17 protein-coding genes are annotated in these 16,914 nt (G+C 52.9%); 8 read left to right on the top strand and 9 right to left on the bottom strand.

The genetic code is table 11. The features are described 5' to 3' along the window. The first annotated feature begins 50 nt into the window (after positions 1-50). A complete protein-coding gene (locus tag ABD931_RS21000; protein ID WP_345269906.1) occupies positions 51-800 on the top strand; it encodes a LysM peptidoglycan-binding domain-containing protein in 750 nt (249 codons plus the stop codon). A 15-nt stretch (positions 801-815) separates the two neighbouring features. Here ABD931_RS21000 and ABD931_RS20995 read toward each other — a convergent pair whose 3' ends face one another. The 3 genes from ABD931_RS20995 to ABD931_RS20985 are packed head-to-tail and all read right to left on the bottom strand — an operon-like array spanning position 816 to position 4,852. Further along, a complete protein-coding gene (locus ABD931_RS20995) occupies positions 816-2,498 on the bottom strand; it encodes a sulfatase family protein (RefSeq protein ID WP_345269905.1) in 1,683 nt (560 codons plus the stop codon). Positions 2,499-2,515: 17 nt separating this feature from the next. Further along, positions 2,516-3,916 carry an arylsulfatase gene (locus tag ABD931_RS20990; protein ID WP_345269903.1) on the bottom strand — a complete coding sequence of 467 codons (1,401 nt, stop codon included), beginning with the start codon at positions 3,914-3,916 and terminating at the stop codon, positions 2,516-2,518. A 57-nt stretch (positions 3,917-3,973) separates the two neighbouring features. Further along, positions 3,974-4,852 carry a diacylglycerol/lipid kinase family protein gene (locus ABD931_RS20985; protein ID WP_345269902.1) on the bottom strand — a complete coding sequence of 293 codons (879 nt, stop codon included), beginning with the start codon at positions 4,850-4,852 and terminating at the stop codon, positions 3,974-3,976. A gap of 146 nt (positions 4,853-4,998) precedes the next feature. Here ABD931_RS20985 and ABD931_RS20980 point away from each other — a divergent pair, with 146 nt between their 5' ends. Next, positions 4,999-5,433, top strand: a complete 435-nt coding sequence (locus ABD931_RS20980) for a YybH family protein (RefSeq protein WP_345269901.1) — start codon at positions 4,999-5,001, stop codon at positions 5,431-5,433. 51 nt (positions 5,434-5,484) lie between these two features. Next, positions 5,485-5,895, top strand: a complete 411-nt coding sequence (locus ABD931_RS20975) for a MaoC family dehydratase (RefSeq protein WP_345269900.1) — start codon at positions 5,485-5,487, stop codon at positions 5,893-5,895. Between the two features lie 51 nt (positions 5,896-5,946). Here the strand turns inward: ABD931_RS20975 and ABD931_RS20970 are convergent, their stop codons facing one another. Beyond that, a complete protein-coding gene (locus ABD931_RS20970) occupies positions 5,947-6,132 on the bottom strand; it encodes a BF3379 family histone-like protein (RefSeq protein ID WP_345269899.1) in 186 nt (61 codons plus the stop codon). Positions 6,133-6,278: 146 nt separating this feature from the next. Beyond that, the gene (locus ABD931_RS20965; protein ID WP_345269898.1) at positions 6,279-7,583 is read right to left on the bottom strand and encodes an aminotransferase class I/II-fold pyridoxal phosphate-dependent enzyme; all 1,305 of its coding nucleotides are present in this window, start codon (positions 7,581-7,583) and stop codon (positions 6,279-6,281) included. Positions 7,584-7,757: 174 nt separating this feature from the next. Between ABD931_RS20965 and accC the strand changes: the two genes are divergently transcribed. Beyond that, positions 7,758-9,257 carry an acetyl-CoA carboxylase biotin carboxylase subunit gene (gene accC / locus ABD931_RS20960; protein WP_345269897.1) on the top strand — a complete coding sequence of 500 codons (1,500 nt, stop codon included), beginning with the start codon at positions 7,758-7,760 and terminating at the stop codon, positions 9,255-9,257. A 69-nt stretch (positions 9,258-9,326) separates the two neighbouring features. On the opposite strand, the gene ABD931_RS20955 is transcribed toward accC, so the two are convergent. Continuing rightward, positions 9,327-10,730, bottom strand: a complete 1,404-nt coding sequence (locus ABD931_RS20955; RefSeq protein ID WP_345269896.1) for a Gfo/Idh/MocA family protein — start codon at positions 10,728-10,730, stop codon at positions 9,327-9,329. A 435-nt stretch (positions 10,731-11,165) separates the two neighbouring features. Next, the gene (locus tag ABD931_RS20950; RefSeq protein WP_345269895.1) at positions 11,166-11,423 is read right to left on the bottom strand and encodes a hypothetical protein; all 258 of its coding nucleotides are present in this window, start codon (positions 11,421-11,423) and stop codon (positions 11,166-11,168) included. A 153-nt stretch (positions 11,424-11,576) separates the two neighbouring features. On the opposite strand from ABD931_RS20950, the gene ABD931_RS20945 reads away from it, so the two are divergent. From ABD931_RS20945 to ABD931_RS20935, 3 genes are read left to right on the top strand one after another with little or no spacing between them, the layout of a single operon-like run. Then, positions 11,577-12,719 (top strand): cysteine desulfurase family protein, encoded by a 1,143-nt coding sequence (locus ABD931_RS20945; protein ID WP_345269894.1) that lies wholly within the window; start codon positions 11,577-11,579, stop codon positions 12,717-12,719. Between the two features lie 43 nt (positions 12,720-12,762). Beyond that, positions 12,763-13,065, top strand: coding sequence for a DUF4160 domain-containing protein (locus ABD931_RS20940; RefSeq protein WP_345269893.1), 303 nt, complete (start codon positions 12,763-12,765; stop codon positions 13,063-13,065). Then, positions 13,062-13,322: a DUF2442 domain-containing protein gene (locus ABD931_RS20935; protein ID WP_345269892.1), complete on the top strand. Its 261-nt coding sequence runs from the start codon at positions 13,062-13,064 to the stop codon at positions 13,320-13,322. Before ABD931_RS20940 ends, ABD931_RS20935 begins: the two co-directional genes overlap by 4 nt. A gap of 35 nt (positions 13,323-13,357) precedes the next feature. Here the strand turns inward: ABD931_RS20935 and ABD931_RS20930 are convergent, their stop codons facing one another. Together ABD931_RS20930 and dndC are read right to left on the bottom strand one after the other, a co-directional pair. Next, positions 13,358-14,398 carry an HNH endonuclease gene (locus tag ABD931_RS20930; RefSeq protein ID WP_345269891.1) on the bottom strand — a complete coding sequence of 347 codons (1,041 nt, stop codon included), beginning with the start codon at positions 14,396-14,398 and terminating at the stop codon, positions 13,358-13,360. Next, a complete protein-coding gene (dndC, locus tag ABD931_RS20925; RefSeq protein ID WP_345269890.1) occupies positions 14,376-15,719 on the bottom strand; it encodes a DNA phosphorothioation system sulfurtransferase DndC in 1,344 nt (447 codons plus the stop codon). The genes ABD931_RS20930 and dndC overlap by 23 nt, the downstream gene beginning before the upstream one ends. 200 nt (positions 15,720-15,919) lie before the next feature. Here dndC and ABD931_RS20920 point away from each other — a divergent pair, with 200 nt between their 5' ends. Next, positions 15,920-16,906 (top strand): YihY/virulence factor BrkB family protein, encoded by a 987-nt coding sequence (locus tag ABD931_RS20920; protein ID WP_345269889.1) that lies wholly within the window; start codon positions 15,920-15,922, stop codon positions 16,904-16,906. The last annotated feature ends 8 nt before the right edge of the window (positions 16,907-16,914 follow it).

Here is a 16,914-nt window from a genome sequence, read left to right as displayed (position 1 = left end):
GTGCTCCATTCTCAACGTTTTATAAGCAGCATACCGTTAACCGTGCTTTTATGAATACCGAACAGTCAAAAGGCAATAGCCGCTCCCCCCAAACGTCTAACCTGCCGGCGATCACCCTGGCTGTGCTGGTACTGATGATCCTGGCCTTATTGTACATTGGGTACGAATACATAAAAGATGATACCGGCGGCTCAGAAGCGTTCACGAATGTGCAGATCGACTCCACCAGCCGGCAATCGCTGGCCATGCAGACTGAGCCGGAGGTACTGACCCCGGAAGAAGTCACGCCGACCTCCTCCGACCCCGCCCCTGTCGATCTGTCGCAGGCCACCCCACCGGCCGATGCGGTAGCGCCCACGCCTGAAAAAAGTGAGCCTGGGCCGACAAACACCGAAGTGGCTAAGCCAGCCGCCGAGAAGCCGAAAGAGGTAGCTAAGCCCAAAGAAGAGCCAAAACCGGAAGCAGCCGCCCCGGCTGCCGTAAAACCTGGTGGAACTTCATATACCCATACGGTTGCGGCCGGCGAAACCCTGTTCAGCGTGGCTACCCGCTATAATATGTCGGTTAATACCCTGAAAGCCCTGAACCCGGGTATAACGGAGAGCGATGTTAAAGCCGGAATGACCAGGTTAAACGTAAAGATAAAGGCCGTTCATACCGTTGGTCCCGGTGATGTGCTCCGGGTAGTGGCGCAAAAATACGGCGTAACGGTTGACCAGCTGATGAAAGCGAACAAAAAGGACCGCAACTACGCCCAGCGCGGAGAGAAGCTGATTATCCCGTTTCCGAATAAGCAGTAGGGCATCAGTGCCTGGTTATTTCTTCTCGGCCTGCTGTAACCCGGTTGAGGTAATTTCCGGACTTGGGCTATACCCGATGCGCATGGCAATGGCCGTTACCGTTTTCCCGGTGGCTACCGCAACCGGTTTCTGGTAGACCCGCCAGTGCGTATCTTCTCCCGACACTTTGTAGCCGATAGATGCCCCTTCGGTTGGGCAGCTAATAGTCACCCGCTCGCCGGAGCGACTAATCCGGGGCGTTTCCGTCAGCGGAGGGGTGTCCTGCCCGTTCCACATCCGGCGAACCAGTTCTTTCTCGGGTACTCCGCCCAGGTCTCTGGTGTCTGTCAGCCAGTTATCCATTGTGCTTCGCAAGCGCTTCAGGTGCCCGGCCTGCGCTGGTTGATTGGTTAGATTCGTTAACTGGTAGGGGTCAGACTGGAGGTCGTACAGCTCTTCGGCGGGCTTGGTTTTGCGGAACCAGTTCATCTGTACGGCATTTAGTTGGCCGGCATCGCGCAACTGAAGCATTTCGGCCATCATGGGTTGCTGCCGGCGGTAGGCAATATCCATGTAGAGCGGACGCTCCGGGTAAAAATTGCGGATGTACTGGTAACGGCCATCATGTACGGTCCGGACGCGGTCGTATTCCGAATCGAGTCGGTCGCGGGCGGCAAAGATGTACCGGCGCGGCTGGATGCGCTGGGGCCGGTTACCGGTCTGAGGGTCCAGAAAAGCCTGCCCCTGCATATACGCTGGTGGCTTCACCCCGGCTAGCGTCAGCACCGTGGGGGCCAGGTCGATCATGGAAATAAGCTCATTACGGGTTGTGCCGGCAAATTGGCGATTCGGAAAACGGACAATCAGCGGCACCCGCAGCCCCCGGTCGTAAATCTCGCGCTTCACAAAGGGCAGGCCATCGCCGTGGTCCGACCAGAAAAAGATAATGGTATTGTCGAGCAGACCATCGTCGTCAAGCTGTTTCAGCAGATCACCCACCCAGTCGTCCATCTCCCGAATATTGCTGTAGAACCGGGCCATGTCCTGCCGCACGGTTTTGGTGTCGGGGTAATAGGGTGGCACCTTAATGTTGGCCGGGTCGGCCCGCAAGGGCTTGTCTTTGCGGACCCAAACCTGCGATTCGTGGGTGACCACGTTGTTAAAGATCGCGAAGAACGGCCGTTTGGCTGCTTCGCCGGTGCGGTTGCGCCAGTGGGCTTTGTTGCCGACTTCGTCCCAAACGGTGGGCGGTTCCTCAAACTGGTAATCCGTTTTGGCATTGTTGGTGGTGTAGTAATCAGCCGCCCGCAGGTATTCGGGAAAGGCTTTTACCGCCGGCGGCATCACCACCGAATAGGTTTTGGGTAGCCCGGTCTGCTGCGGATACGTATCGTACAGGGTCCGCATGTTGTGGCCACCGGTGCTGGTCTGGTACATGCCCGTAATGATGGCGTTGCGGCTCGGGGCACACACCCCCGCCGTGCAGAACACATTGGTGTACCGAACGCCCTCCCGCGCCAGCCGGTCGATATTGGGTGTAAGAACGGTTGAGTCGCCGTAACAGCTCAGCCGGGGCGACATATCCTCGCAGGACAGCCAGAGGATATTGGGCCGCTGCGGGAGTGGCGCTTCTGCCGGCGGGTTGGGTACAGATACCCAGCCCGACGCCAGCCAGGCAGCCGCAACCAGCAGGACGAACAAGGCGGAACGGACGTTCATAAGCAGGTCAGAATTGGTTATTGGGTGAACGGAAACTCCTCCGATGGTACACGAGCCTCCGTCATTATGCTTTTCAGACGGCTCACAACTGCGGGATGTTGGGCGGCTATATTCTGCTGCTCGGCGGGGTCGCGGCTCAGATCGTACAGTTCCCATTGGTTGTCTTTCAGCAGGGAGATGAGCTTATAATTCCCCTGCCGAACGGCCTGCTTGCGGCCCTGTTCGTGAAACTCCCAGTACAGGTACGGATGCTGTTTCTGGGTTCCCTTGCCCAGAAGTGTAGGCAGGTACGAAATACCGTCGATCTGGGTCGACGGCTGAATTCCGGCCAGGGCGCAGGCCGTGGGCAGAAAGTCCCAGAAGGCAGAGGGGTGGCTGGTTACCGCACCCGCTTTAATTTTTCCGGGCCAGCGGGTAATCATCGGCACCCGGATACCGCCCTCGTACAGATCGCGTTTGATGCCGCGCAGGCCACCACTGCTGTTGAAATACGCGGGGTCATTACCGCCCTCGGCATGGGGGCCATTGTCGCTGGTGAAAATGACCAGGGTATTTTCGTCCAGCTTCAATTCGTTCAGTTTAGCCAGCAGGCTGCCCACATCGGCATCCAGTTTGGTGATACTGGCGGCTAAGCCTTTCTGCACATCCGAAAAATCACGGTTGGCGTAGGGGCCGTAGTCGGGCACTTCCATCCCATGCGGGCTCGCCAGCCGGTGTTCATTGTTGGCATGGGGCGCTACATAGCTCAGGTACAGGAAAAAAGGCGATTGTTTCGATTGCTCGATAAACTGCAAAGCCTCTTTGGTAAACAGATCCTGCGTCCACTCCACCCGTTTGGTAGCCGCCGAACCAATGCCCTTGACCCCGCCACTCTCTGCATAAACAACCTCATTGGCCAGCCGGACCTTTTCTTCGTTCCGCCAGAGAAAATCCGGAAAATGATTATGGGCGTGGGTCTGATTGAGGTATCCGTAGAAATAATCGAATCCCTGTTTGCGGGGTACTCCCGACGAGCCGTCTTCGCCAAGGCCCCACTTCCCGATGAGGGCGGTGGTATAGCCGGCTTCTTTCAGGTACTCCGCTACCGTTTTGTCCTCCGGCAGCAGCGGAAACCGGGCATTACCCCGGATGCGGGTATGGCCGGTATGCAGCCCCGTCATCAGGGCAGAGCGCGAAGGAGCACAGACCGTACTGCCGGCGTAATGTTGCGTAAAGCGCATGCCTTCCCGTGCCATCCGGTCCAGATTAGGGGTTTGAATCACTTTCTGCCCGTAGCAGGCCAGATCGCCATACCCCAGATCATCGGCTAAAATATAGATGATGTTGGGTTTACGCCTTGGGCCTGATTGGGCCGATGCAGCATATAGCCCACCAATGGTAAGTACCAGGTAGATACCGATTTTTAGCAATGCCTTCATGGAATAAAAAGGGTTCCCTGTATAAAGACGGAGGGGCTGCTTTCTTACCGTCCCAGCTTACAACAGCACCAGCAAGCTGTTCGGCAGGACCCGAACCTGGCAGGTATCCGAGGGTACAATAATGGGTTCGCCATCGGCGTGAATGAGCAGTGGTTTTCTCCCCTGTATAGTGGCCGTTCGGATGGCTTCAGAGCGGTAATACGCTGATTCGTGCAGGGTGCGGTGGAAGAGCTGCCAGAAGAGTGTTACCACTGATTGCAGCGAAAACGGCTGGAGTTCGCACTGCTCCAGCAGGCCATCGGCAATATTTGCTTTCGGGGCAATCCAGGCGTTGTTGCCGAACTGAGCTGCATTGGCAAAGGTCAGCGTAAAGAGTTTTTTCTCCTGCCCATTCACCAGCAGCGGCTCCGGCTGGTACTGCCAGAATAGCTGATAGGCGGTACGGGCGTAGGTGGTCAGGCCCCGTACCGGCTGGCGGGCAAACTCATGCGCCACTACGGCTTCAAAGCCAAAGCCGGCCGTGCAGAAAAAAGGGTGTCCGTTTATCTCCCCGCTATCGATCACCACCGGGCGGCCGTGCAGGGCTTTCAGAACAGCCTCTTTAGGTACTAACGGTATGCCTAAATGTCGGGCCAGCCCATTGCCGGAGCCGATTGGGACAATGCCCAGAGCGGTAGCGGTATGGCGGAGCGCGCGGGCGATTTCGTTGACCGTACCATCGCCCCCAATAGCAATTATCCGGCGGATACCACGTTGCACCGCATGCGTAGCCAGTTCGGTGGCGTGGCCGGGGTATTTTGTGATGACAACCTCCGGTATATAGCCCATTTCATCTGCCTGCTGCACCAGATACTCAATCAGAACGTCTTTCTGTTCCGGCGATAAGGTTCCCGACAGAGGGTTTACAAGGGTCAGTAAGTCTGGAGATGCGGCCAATCAGGAAAAAAAGATAAATAGAAAGATGATGAACACTAGGATAAAGATGTAGTACCAACCGTCGGCAAAGACGTATGGTTTATATTTTTCGTAAAAGTCCCGAATCTGTTTCATAGCTTTAGCGGATTAGACAAAGTTCGCGAAAAATGAGCATAGTACGACTGACCCTGCTACTCTGGGGGGTATTTAGCCTGACTGCCTATGGCCAGAGCGCAGCCGACCGCAAAGCCATTCTGGCCATTCTGGACCGGCAGACCAGCGACTGGAACGCCGGTAACGTCGATAAGTTTATGGAAGGTTACTGGAAATCCGATTCGCTAACCTTCATCGGCAAGGTGGGAGTTACCTACGGCTACGAAGCCACCTTGTCCAATTACCGCAAACGGTATCCCGACCGGGCCTCGATGGGAACGCTGAAATTTGATATTGTCCGACTAACCTTTCCGGCACCCAATGTGGCGTATGTTATTGGGCGCTGGCACCTGACACGGCCGGAGATTGGCGATGCCGGTGGGTCGTTTACGCTGCTCTGGCAGAAGCGGGGTGGCCGCTGGGTGATTGTCAGCGACCATTCCAGTTAACCGGTAATTGCGCTAACTTGCGGCTATCAACAAAAGAATCCCTGCTATACTATGCCCCCATTTGCGTTAAATGCCGAGTACCGGCACGCCTTCCGGTTCTCCCAGGCCGATGTGGAAAACTTTGCGCGGGTGACCGGCGACAACAACCCGCTGCACCTCGACGCTGATTTTGCCGCTCAGACTCCGTTCAAACGTCCAATTATTCACGGAATGCTTGGGGCCAGTATCTTTACTAAAGTGCTGGGTACCGAGTTTCCCGGTTACGGCTCGGTCTACCTGGGTCAGACGCTGGAGTTTCTCCGACCGATGTTTGTAGACACAGATTACGAAGCCGTATTTACGGTGAAGTCGGTCAATCCGGAAAAACATATCGCCGAAGTATCTACCGACATACGCGATGCGCAGACGGGTAAAGTAACTACCCGCGGCTTGGCAACGCTAATGCACCGGGAGAAGCTCTAAAAACAGAAAGCCCGCCGGAGGAGATCCGGCGGGCCAGTAAATGGGCAGGTGTTACGCCTTAGCGGCTTCGTTCTTCTTATCCTGAACTTCTGACCGGATCGTTTGGGCCAGAGTCTTCAGGTCTTGCATGCCCTTGCGTACTCTGGTGCCGGCGGCCTGGTTGTTCTTTTCGTAGAACTTCTCGAAATCACCTTCCAGTGACATCACCAGATTTTTTACTTCCTCAAAACGTGTCATAGCGATACGAATGGGGTTTAGATTGTGAAAAAATGCCCTAATTCCGCTAAAAACGCGGTTTTCTGCGGAAATATAAGCATTCCGACATTCACCGCAATAGACAAGCCAAAAAAATAGGCAAAAAATCCAACCCCACGTATCTTCATTTATTCAGCGGCCGTTCCGGCATGTACGGATGTTACCTCTGGTGCTATGGCAAGCCCAACATTTTCTCGGTAGTAGCCTTTTTGTAGCTTTTCGGCAACTTCAGTAAAAGCTTCCAACGTATACTGTACATCGTCGAGCGAATGAGCCGCTGTTGGGATGATTCGCAGCATGATTACATCCTTCGGAACAACCGGGTAGACGACAATGGAGCAGAAAACGCCTTTATTTTCGCGCAGGTCCCGAACCATAGCCGAGGCTTCCGGCACGCCACCTTCGCTGTGCAGCAGCACCGGCGTTACCGGCGAGGCCGTATCCCCAATATTGAAACCCCGCTCGCGCAGACCATTCTGCAACGCCCGGACGTTCTCCCACAGCTTCTCCCGCAGCTCGGGATGGTTGCGAATCAGTTCCAGCCGCTTCAGGGCACCCACTACATACGGCATGGGCAGCGCCTTGGCGTAGGTCTGTGAGCGCATGTTGTACTTCAGGTACATGATGACGTCGTGATCGGCGGCAATGAAAGCCCCGATGGCTGCCATCGACTTGGCAAACGTGGAGAAGTACAGGTCGATACCGTCCTGACAACCCAGCAGTTCGCCGACACCCGCCCCGGTTTCGCCCATCGTACCAAAGCCATGGGCATCGTCGACCAGCAGGCGGAATTTATAGGTTTCTTTCAGCTTAACAATCTTATCCAGGCTACCGATTTTCCCCGACATACCAAATACGCCCTCGGTAATCACCAGGATACCACCGCCTTTTTCGGCGGCTTTTTTGGTGGCCCGCTGCAGGTTTTTCTCCAGGCTGACCATATCGTTGTGATTGAACTTGTAGTACTCGCCCATCTTGGCTTTATGCAGGCGAATCCCGTCAATCAGGCATGCGTGGCACTCGGCATCGTAGACGATCACATCGCGGTGGTCGACGATGGCTTCGATGGCCGACATCACACCCTGATAGCCGTAGTTCAGCAGGAAGGCATCTTCTTTACCGACAAACGTGGCTAACTCGTGCTCCAGCTGCTCGTGCAGATTACTGTTGCCCGACATCATGCGGGCACCCATCGGGTACGCCAGCCCCCATTGGGCGGTGGCTTCGGCATCGGCTTTCCGAACCTCCGGATGATTGGCCAGCCCCAGGTAGTTGTTCAGACTCCAGTTCAGCATCTCTTTCCCCCGGAATCGCATATGCGGTCCGATTTCGCCTTCCAGCTTCGGAAAGGCAAAATAATGGTGTCCCTTCAGTTCCCTGGCAAACGACCCGATCGGTCCCAGGTTATCGCGCAGTTTCTCAAATAAATCCACTTTTATAGCCTTGTTTACAGGTTAAATACCTTGTTCTGATGCCAATTAGTGCAAAAATAAAGTAATTATTAATACCCACAAAAACACGCCGATAAATTCAATTTCGTAATCTTTATATACTATTTGCCGTTAGGCCCGTATTTTTGGCTTTTCCTGCATTCTGTACGCCATTCCATGACGAATATAAAAAAACTTTTGGTTGCTAACCGGGGCGAAATTGCCCTGCGCATCATGCGCACCGCCCGTGAAATGGGTATCCGGACCGTTGCCATCTACAGCGAAGCCGACCGCAACGCGCTGCACGTCCGCTACGCCGACGAGGCTGTGTGCGTTGGCCCGGCGGCTTCGTCGGAGTCCTACCTGCGGGGCGATGCCATTATTGATGTCTGCAAAAATCTGAATGTCGATGCCATTCATCCGGGCTACGGCTTTTTGTCGGAGAATGCCAACTTCGCCCGCATGGTGCGTGAGGCCGGCCTGATCTTTGTCGGCCCTTCGCCCGAGGCCATCGAGATCATGGGTAGTAAACTGGCCGCCAAAGCTGCTGTATCGGCTTACAACATCCCGATGGTGCCCGGTACGCCCAGTGCCATTACCGACCGCACCGAAGCCAAACGATTATCGGCGCAGATCGGCTATCCCATTCTGATCAAGGCCAGTGCCGGGGGCGGGGGCAAAGGGATGCGGATTGTAGAGCAGGAGTCCGATTTCGATGAGCAGATGGACCGGGCCGTCAGCGAAGCCCTGTCGGCATTTGGCGATGGGTCGGTATTCATCGAAAAATACGTTACCTCGCCCCGGCACGTGGAAATTCAGGTGCTGGGCGATCAGCACGGCAACATCATCCACCTGTTTGAGCGGGAGTGTTCGGTGCAGCGCCGTCACCAGAAAGTAGTTGAAGAAGCCCCCTCGGCCGTACTGACACCGGAGATCCGGGCCGAGATGGGCCGCTCCGCCGTGGATGTGGCCCGCGCCTGCGGCTACTACGGAGCCGGCACGGTGGAGTTTATTGTGGACGATCAGTTGAACTTCTATTTCCTGGAAATGAACACGCGGCTTCAGGTAGAGCACCCCGTCACGGAGCAGATTACGGGCGTCGACCTGGTGAAGCAGATGATCTATATCGCCGAGGGCAAGCCGCTGGCGATCCAACAGGACGATTTGCAGATCAAGGGTCATGCCGTTGAGGTGCGCGTGTACGCCGAAGACCCCGCCAACAATTTCCTGCCCGATGTGGGTACGCTGCAAACCTATGTGCGGCCGCAAGGCAATGGCGTTCGCGTGGACGACGGCTTTGAGCAGGGCATGGATATTCCCATCTATTACGACCCGATGATTGCCAAGCTCATCACCTACGGCAACACCCGTGAGGAGGCCATCGAAAAAATGATCCGCGCCATCGACGAATACCAAATCACAGGCGTACAGACCACGCTGCCGTTCTGCCGTTTCGTAATGGAACACGACGCCTTCCGCTCCGGCCGGTTCGATACTCATTTTGTGAACCGCTACTTTACCCCTGACGTACTACAGGCACCGGAAAACCCGGCAGAAGCCGAACTGGCTGCGGTGCTGGCCGCTTACCTGATGCAGCAGCAAAAACCCAAAACCAACGGTGCCGTTACTACCGTTGCCCAGCCGCGCAGTAAATGGAAAGAGAACCGGTTGCGGTAGAGACTTCACAAAGTCCATAAAACAAACGCCGGCAAACTCCCGGCGTTTGTTTTATGGACTTTGTGAAGTCTACAACTGCGCCAACATGCCTAGCTGCCGGGCTTCTTTCCAGCGCCCACGGGTAAAGTCCGGGAATTTGACCGGTGCACTGCCGCCTTTGATCGACATTTCCGACAAGGGTGTGACGGCCGACCAGGAGGCCGCATCGTAGACGTCCATATCCAGCGGCATACCGCGGTTCAGGCAATCGATCAGGCGGTAGAGCATCACAAAGTCCATGCCGCCGTGGCCACCGTTGCGCTCGATTTCGTCCTTCATTTTAGCCCAGATCGGGTGCTTATACTGCTCTTTCAGGGCTTTGTATTCCTCGTCTTTCAGGAATTTATGGCTGTCTTTGCCTTTGATGGTCATCCGGCTGGGATAACCCACATGGAACGCTTTGGTGCCCGCCAGCATATTAATCCGGTTGTAGGGCCGCGCCGTAACCACATCGTGTTGCAGCAGAATGGTGCGGCCAAGCTGGGTTTTTATCAGCGTATTGTTCATATCGCCGTGTTTAAACCCTTTTTTGTTGTGGAACTCATTGGAAGGATCGGTCATAACGCCAGAATCTTCGCTCAGGCTGGCTTCGGGTGAGCTCATCGACACCAGGTAGTTGAACCGGTCGCCCCGGTCAATGTCCATGTACTGGGCAACGGGACCGAGGCCGTGGGTCGGGTACAGGTTACCGTCGCGTTTCTGGTTGTGCCGGATGCGCCACATATTATAATATGCGTCCTTGCTGAACAGCAGCTCGCGCAGGTCGTGTATGTAGCCGCACTCGGCGTAAGTCAGCGTACCGAATACGCCCTGGTGCGCCATATTCAGCATCCAGAGTTCTTCGTCGCCGTAGCAGACGTTCTCCAGCATGATGCAGTTGCGCTGGGTCTGCTCGGCGGTGTTGACCAGTTTCCAGCAGTCTTCCAGGGTATAGGCCGCCGGTACTTCTACGGCCGCGTGTTTGCCTTGCTGCATGGTATAAACCGCCATGGGCACATGGTCTTCCCAAGGAGTAGCAATGATGACAAGGTCAAGATCATCGCGCTTCACCATCTCCTTCCAGGCATCGGCCTTGCCCGAATAGTAGGCAACATCCTTTACGCCCTTGCTCTCCAGCCACTCCTTCGTTTTGTTGGTAACCGTTTCGCGAATGTCGGACACCGCCACTATTTTGGCTTTGCTGCCGCAGGCATGCACCAGTTTGACGTGCCCGCTGCCCCGGTTACCTACGCCGATAAAGCCAATCCGTACCTGCTGAATCGGCTCGGAACGCAGCCCGATAACGGATTTGCCCTGTGCTTTCGGTACGTTAGCCGCCCGTTCAATTTGTTCGTCGATGGTAGTTTTGGCATGGGAGATAGCGGGTATGCCGAGGGCCGAGCCCAGCAGGGCAGACACTTTCAGGAAGGACCGGCGTTGCAGGAAGTCTTTCATAGTAAGGGGTAGATCAGGTCAGGTTTGTAATCAAAAATAGAGAAACCTGGTCGGAATATAAAAGCAACGTATTGGGAAAATCTCCTTAACCGGATGTTTTTCTGGTTGTTGACCGGCGTTAATACTTCCTGGATAGTGGCTGTATGGTGATAACACGATCTTCGACAAACTGCTTTTTAAGCTGCTCCAGCTACTCTGGTGTCAGGTCCTCTCGCTTTACTAAAAATGTCGCTTCCATGCTTGCTGGAAACCATGCGGGCATTGGCTAGTTATAAAATACTGATTTTCAAATTCGTAAGCGGTTGGATACGGCTGAAGTCTTTCCGGTTGTAAGTGAATAATTCTGAGCAGTTGTGGGCTTCGGCAAAGGCAGTATGGAGGCAGTCGTTAATATTTCTGAAGCCAATCTGCCGGGCCAGGAAGTATAGCATCAGGCTATTGGTCTACGTCATTTACTTCATCAATAATATCGTTTATGTCCATTCCTGGTGGTAGTGATACCGGTACAACCTCAGTCCGCTTCCGAATGGCTTCCATCACTAAGTAAATGGTTCGCTGGTCGGGCGATGGGGTAACTTCCGCTTGTTTAATAGTTATTGTCACGGGTGCATCGCTGTCGGCGAACAACGATTCAATTTTCTCAAGAAGCTGCGCTTTCAATTCGCTTGGCTTAGCTACAAATGTCGCTTCCATAAATCGGTTTGTTAACGAACAACAAGATAACAGAATTTCGCTCAACTTTGTGCTCAATACCCAAACCTGGGCCTGACCTGATCCTGGCTGGTACCCGGTAAAACAATGAGCAACCAATGTAGGGCTTAGCGCAGCAATGCTTACTTTTGAATTATGATCTACCTCGACAACAACGCTACGACCCGCCTTGATCCCCGCGTGCTGGAGGCTATGATGCCGTTCCTGACCGACCAGTTTGCCAATGCCGCCAGTACCCATCCGTTTGGTGTTACAGCGCACGAAGCAGTTAAGAACGCCCGGCAGCAGGTAGCCAATACGCTGAATTGTGAGGTTCACGAGATCGTCTTTGCCTCCGGTGCTACAGAAGCCATTAATCTGGCCATAAAAGGTGTTGCTGAAAGCTACGCCCATAAGGGCAGGCATATCGTTACGGTGCAAACTGAACACAAAGCTGTGCTGGATGTTTGCCACTACCTGGAAACTCGTGGCTTTGAGGTGACATACCTGCCTGTACAACCAGACGGTTTGCTGGATCTGGAGACGGTAAGAGCCGCCATCCGGCCCGATACCATTCTGGTGTCGGTGATGCTGGTGAATAACGAAACCGGGGTAATCCAGCCTGTCCAGGCCATTGCGGCTCTGGCCCATACCGCCGGTGCCCTGTTCATGACCGATGCCACACAGGCGGTTGGCAAGATGCCGATAGATGTTGATACGCTTGGCGTAGACCTGCTGACGTTTTCGGCCCATAAGTTTTGTGGCCCTAAAGGCATCGGTGGTTTGTTTGTTCGTCAGCGCCGTCCCAACAAAGTGAAGTTGGAAGCCCTGCTGCACGGCGGAGGCCATGAACGCGGTTTACGGAGCGGCACCCTTAATGTACCGGGAATCGTTGGGTTAGGTAAAGCGCTGGACCTGTGCCGGCAGGAGATGCCTGTAGAGACGCAACATATTGCGTCTCTACGCGACCACCTCGAAACCGCCCTGCTGACGATCCCCGGCACACGGGTTAACGGCAACCGGGAGCACCGGCTTTACAACACCACCAATATCTACTTTGAGCACTGTGATTCCGACGCCATGATTATGGGGCTGGAAGGAATGGCCGTATCCAACGGATCGGCCTGTACCGCAGCCTCAATTGACCCCTCGCACGTATTACTGGCGCTGGCCCTGAACGAGACCGAAGCTTTCTCCTGCCTGCGCTTCAGCTTAGGCCGCTTCAATAACGAAGCTGATGTGCAGAGGGCAATTGATGGGGTGAAAAATGCAGTGGAAGGGCTGCGGGCGCTCGTTTGATAAAAGTGAAGGGTTCATTATCTTGTTTTTAAGCTGTCTATGTATGCCTAAACTGATTGAATACTTTGGATTGATATTTTACTTCTATAGCAATGAACACCTGCCTGTGCATGTTCATGTCAGTCATGCAGAGTATGAAACTATCTTTGAGTTGTTTTTTGAAGACGGAAAGCTAACTGAAGTCCAATTGAGAAAAGCGGATGGCGTAGAAATGCTACCGGCTAAGGATCAAAAAGAGGCAATGAAAGTTATAGAAGCATATGCAGATGAGATTGCCCAGAAATGGCTTGAATTTTTTGTCCTGAAGAAGAAACCTAAAATTCGCAAAATTACCAAGAGGCTATGAGAACGCTGGCAGTAACAGGGGCAGAGTATGTAGACGAATATCGGTTACAGCTAAGTTTTTCAGATGGTACAACACAGGTTGTGGATTTTGAACCATTTCTGACAAACCATCCGCACCCTCAACATAACAAATACCGGAAGCTAACCAATTTTAAGCGGTTCAGAATTGAGCGTGGCAATGTTGTCTGGGGCCGTGACTGGGACATGATCTTTCCGGTGGCACAACTGCATCAGGGGTATGTGGCTCCGGCAGTGTGATAATTTGCAAAGCTTATGTGAATTAGCTCTTCAATTTAAAGCTTAAATATGTGTTTGCGATGCCAGGCGAAATTTTCAATCAAGGGATAATGTCGTTGGTCAGAAGGTAAAATGATAGATATGCCTGCTAATTTTTTGATTGAATAGAGAGCATTGGGGGGCTCTATAAAGTGTTGGCTTAGTATTACTTTGTAGTTGTCGTCCACAGCTATCAACCCACGATCAAAAGCACGGTGTAAGTTTGGGCATAAAGCTATGCCGTTTGTGATAGTATCATTATAGCTTTTGGCAAATGGTACTATATGGCAAGCGTCGATCATAGAAATGTTGAACGTTGCATCTATTTTCAAGCCAGATATACAACAGGTATAACCATAATGTTTAGGAACTTCTCGTTTAAATGCACCCCCTCTTACCAAAAGTTCCTGTTGATATAGCTCTCGTTGTATGTTGGGAGCTGTACCAGAGAACTTGTCCTTTAAATGCCTTACGGTAGCTATATACGTTTCCGGGTCTTCACTGATGATCTGCTGGCCAATTTCATCAATGTGATTTCCAGCGGAACTTAAATCAATAGTAGCTTGGCTGGGAAAATATTTTTGTAGTACTGTATGTTGTAAAAGTTGACGATTTTGCCTTTCAGTTAAAAGAATAGCTAGTTCAATATCTATTTCAGCATGATCAACTGCGCTGGTCAAGTTACTTAACGAATGCATTGAGCCAGCATTCATGAGCCAAATTTCACAGCCAGGCTTGGCCACCAAGCGCCACCAAATGGGGAAGTTCCCTTTGCTTTTTAGATGATAAAATGGTTGGGCAATAATTGGGTGGTAATTACCACTTTTAATCAATAAAGCCCAGTTAGAGGTAAATAGGTCAATTAGTTCAGGAGTGAGGTAAATTCGTTCATCTGTAAATATTCCACGTTCAAATCCCTGAATCAAACTTAATACAAGAATTGGCATGTGAGGAGCTGCGAAACCGTTCTTCTTGACACCAGCTGAGTCTTGTTTAAGACTGGTAAATGCCTCTAGATAGAATCCTAAATTCTTTTCAGGCATAAACAATGGTTCCACGGTGTTTTTTAGCAATGAAGTTTTCCAGCCGCTTCTCCAAGTCTTGTTGCAGGCCGCGTTTCCGCATCAGCAAGGCTTTGTTTTTCTGAAGGGTCAGCATTTCCTGAATTAACTCGACATGCTCCGGATTCTCCGCACAGGCCTGTTGCAGCAATTCTTCCTCCTGACGTAACTTTTCCACGTGTTTAGTCATATCAATGTTTGTATTATAGATACGGTTGTAGATGTCGGCTACTTTCGGCTGGAAGATACTGTCCCGGAACCAGGTTAGCTGAATAGCCACCAGCTCCTGATGCGTTATCAATTCCATTAGCTCTCCCTGCGTTTCCTGAATCTCTTTCTGCGCCTGTAGCAGCATCTCCAGAAACTCAGCTCGGATTTTTGGAGTATACGGCCCCCAGGTATTTTCGTCCTCCTCTTTAAACGGACTGTCGGTACGCCTGCGTTTCTCCCGTGATTCGCGGTTCGACCGCTCTTCGAGCAGGCGATTGCGAAGTTCCATTAACGGCTCCATCCAGTCGTCGCCGTTGCCAATAAGCCCTTCCATGCTCTTATCGCGGCTGACAACGGTACAGACCCAACAGCCAAAGCGGCTATTGCCGCAAGAGGGCGTAGATTCATCAATGACCAACGGGCAGTCGCCGGAATTGGCGTTACGGTACAGGGTTACCAGTTCCTTGTGGGTGCCACCCCATGGGGGCGATACCTGCATGAGGTACTGCCAGAGTTCATTGGTTTCAATGTCCTTGATTGGCGCATACACAAAGGCGTTAGGCAGGAGGTGTTTACGCAGCCGCTGGCCTTTTCGTTCATGACGCTTCATCGAACGCGCCCGAGTCTGGCTTTCGTCGGAACGGGTGCCGAGCAGAATAATGGCTTCGCCGGCCTCACTGATTTTTTCCTGAATAAAGCGGGTAGTCGGATTGATTTTAAGCCGTTCGGTACACCAGCGGAACGAGTTTACCGGAGCCGGATAGCCTTTGCCGATCAGGTTGACCCAGAATGTATCCTCCAGGCGCGGGGTAGTTCGGTGAACACTTATAGGCATTCCCTGTTCGGTGGCAGCTTTTTGCAGGAGATCCAGCGTTCGGTTTATAAATGCTACAATTTTGGGGTTTTCCACCAATGTGTCGTTACAGACGACATAAACATGGCGGTCACGGGTTTCGGCTGGAATCTTCATCAAAGCCCGCCAGACTACCTGCAACAGCATGGTCGAATCTTTACCACCACTGAAGCCAATAATCCACGGACGACGGTTCTCGTCGTAGAGGTACTGGTCAATAATTTCAGCTTCAATGAAGGGAAGTTTAATAGACATGTGGTATGGTTGCAGTTAATATTGGCTTAAAACTAACGAACCTTTGCCGCTTTGCCAATAGCGGTCCGGCTAAAGAATTGTTGCTTCCAGCTTACGCCCTGAGGTATAAGGCCGTGTGCCGGACAGGCGGATTATCGGCGCTGGCTCGGCAGACACGGGCGATGTGGCTAACTTGCTTCCGACCAAACTGGAACGATACTATGGCGCTCTCATCGGTTAAGGACATCGCAAAAGACATTTGGCTAATTCTGAAGAAGTCGTTCAGCGGATTCCGAAAAGATCGCGGCCTGAAGCTTAGTGCTGCGCTGGCGTACTATACGGTGTTTTCGCTGGCACCCCTGCTGGTGCTGGTGATCTACATGGCTGGTTTCCTGTTGGGCGATAACGCTGTGCAAAGCCAGTTGTTTTCGCAAATCAACGAAATCATCGGTAGTGAGCCGACCCGGCAGTTGCAGAATATGATCAATAACCTGAAGATAACCGGTAAGAGCAACACGGCACTCGTTACCGGTATTACAACGCTGCTGGTTGGCTCAACCACTGTATTCGTCGAAATTCAGACCTCGATCAACATGATCTGGCGCATTAAGGCGAAACCCGAACGGGACTGGCTGAAACTTATTAAAGACCGGTTGCTGTCGTTCTCGCTCGTAATTAGCCTCGGCTTTTTGCTGCTGGCTTCGCTGATCATCAATGGCCTGGTGGCGGCTTTTAGCACGAATCTGGCAGACTCGTTTCCGCAGTTGACGGTGCTGCTCGTCAACGGCATCAACCTGTTGCTGGGCTTTCTGGTGATCGGCTTGCTGTTCGGCATTATCTTCAAATTTCTGCCAGATGCGGAGGTGACCTGGCGGGAGGTCGGCTGGGGCGCTTTCTTTACGGCGACGCTGTTTATGCTGGGCCGCTACCTGATCAGCCTGTATATCCGGACCGCCGATATTAACTCAACCTACGGAGCCGCCGGGTCGTTGATGGTACTGCTGGTCTGGATTTACTTCACGGCCGTCATTCTGTACTTTGGTGCCGAGTTTACCCAGGCTTACGCCGATCATATCGGCTCCCGTATCCGGCCGGAAGCCTATGCCGTACATGTACGGCAGGAAGAGGTCGAGGAAGACGTGAAAGAGCTTCCCCGAAAAGATGTCGATGCCGAACAGGGGAAAAAGCCTGGGAAGAGCAAGACGTAATTTTGGTG

The sequence above is a fragment of the Nibrella viscosa genome (assembly GCF_039541875.1).
Lineage (GTDB): Bacteria > Bacteroidota > Bacteroidia > Cytophagales > Spirosomataceae > Nibrella > Nibrella viscosa.
Note: the sequence above shows the minus strand (reverse complement) of the source record. Positions and strands in the feature narration are given on the sequence as shown.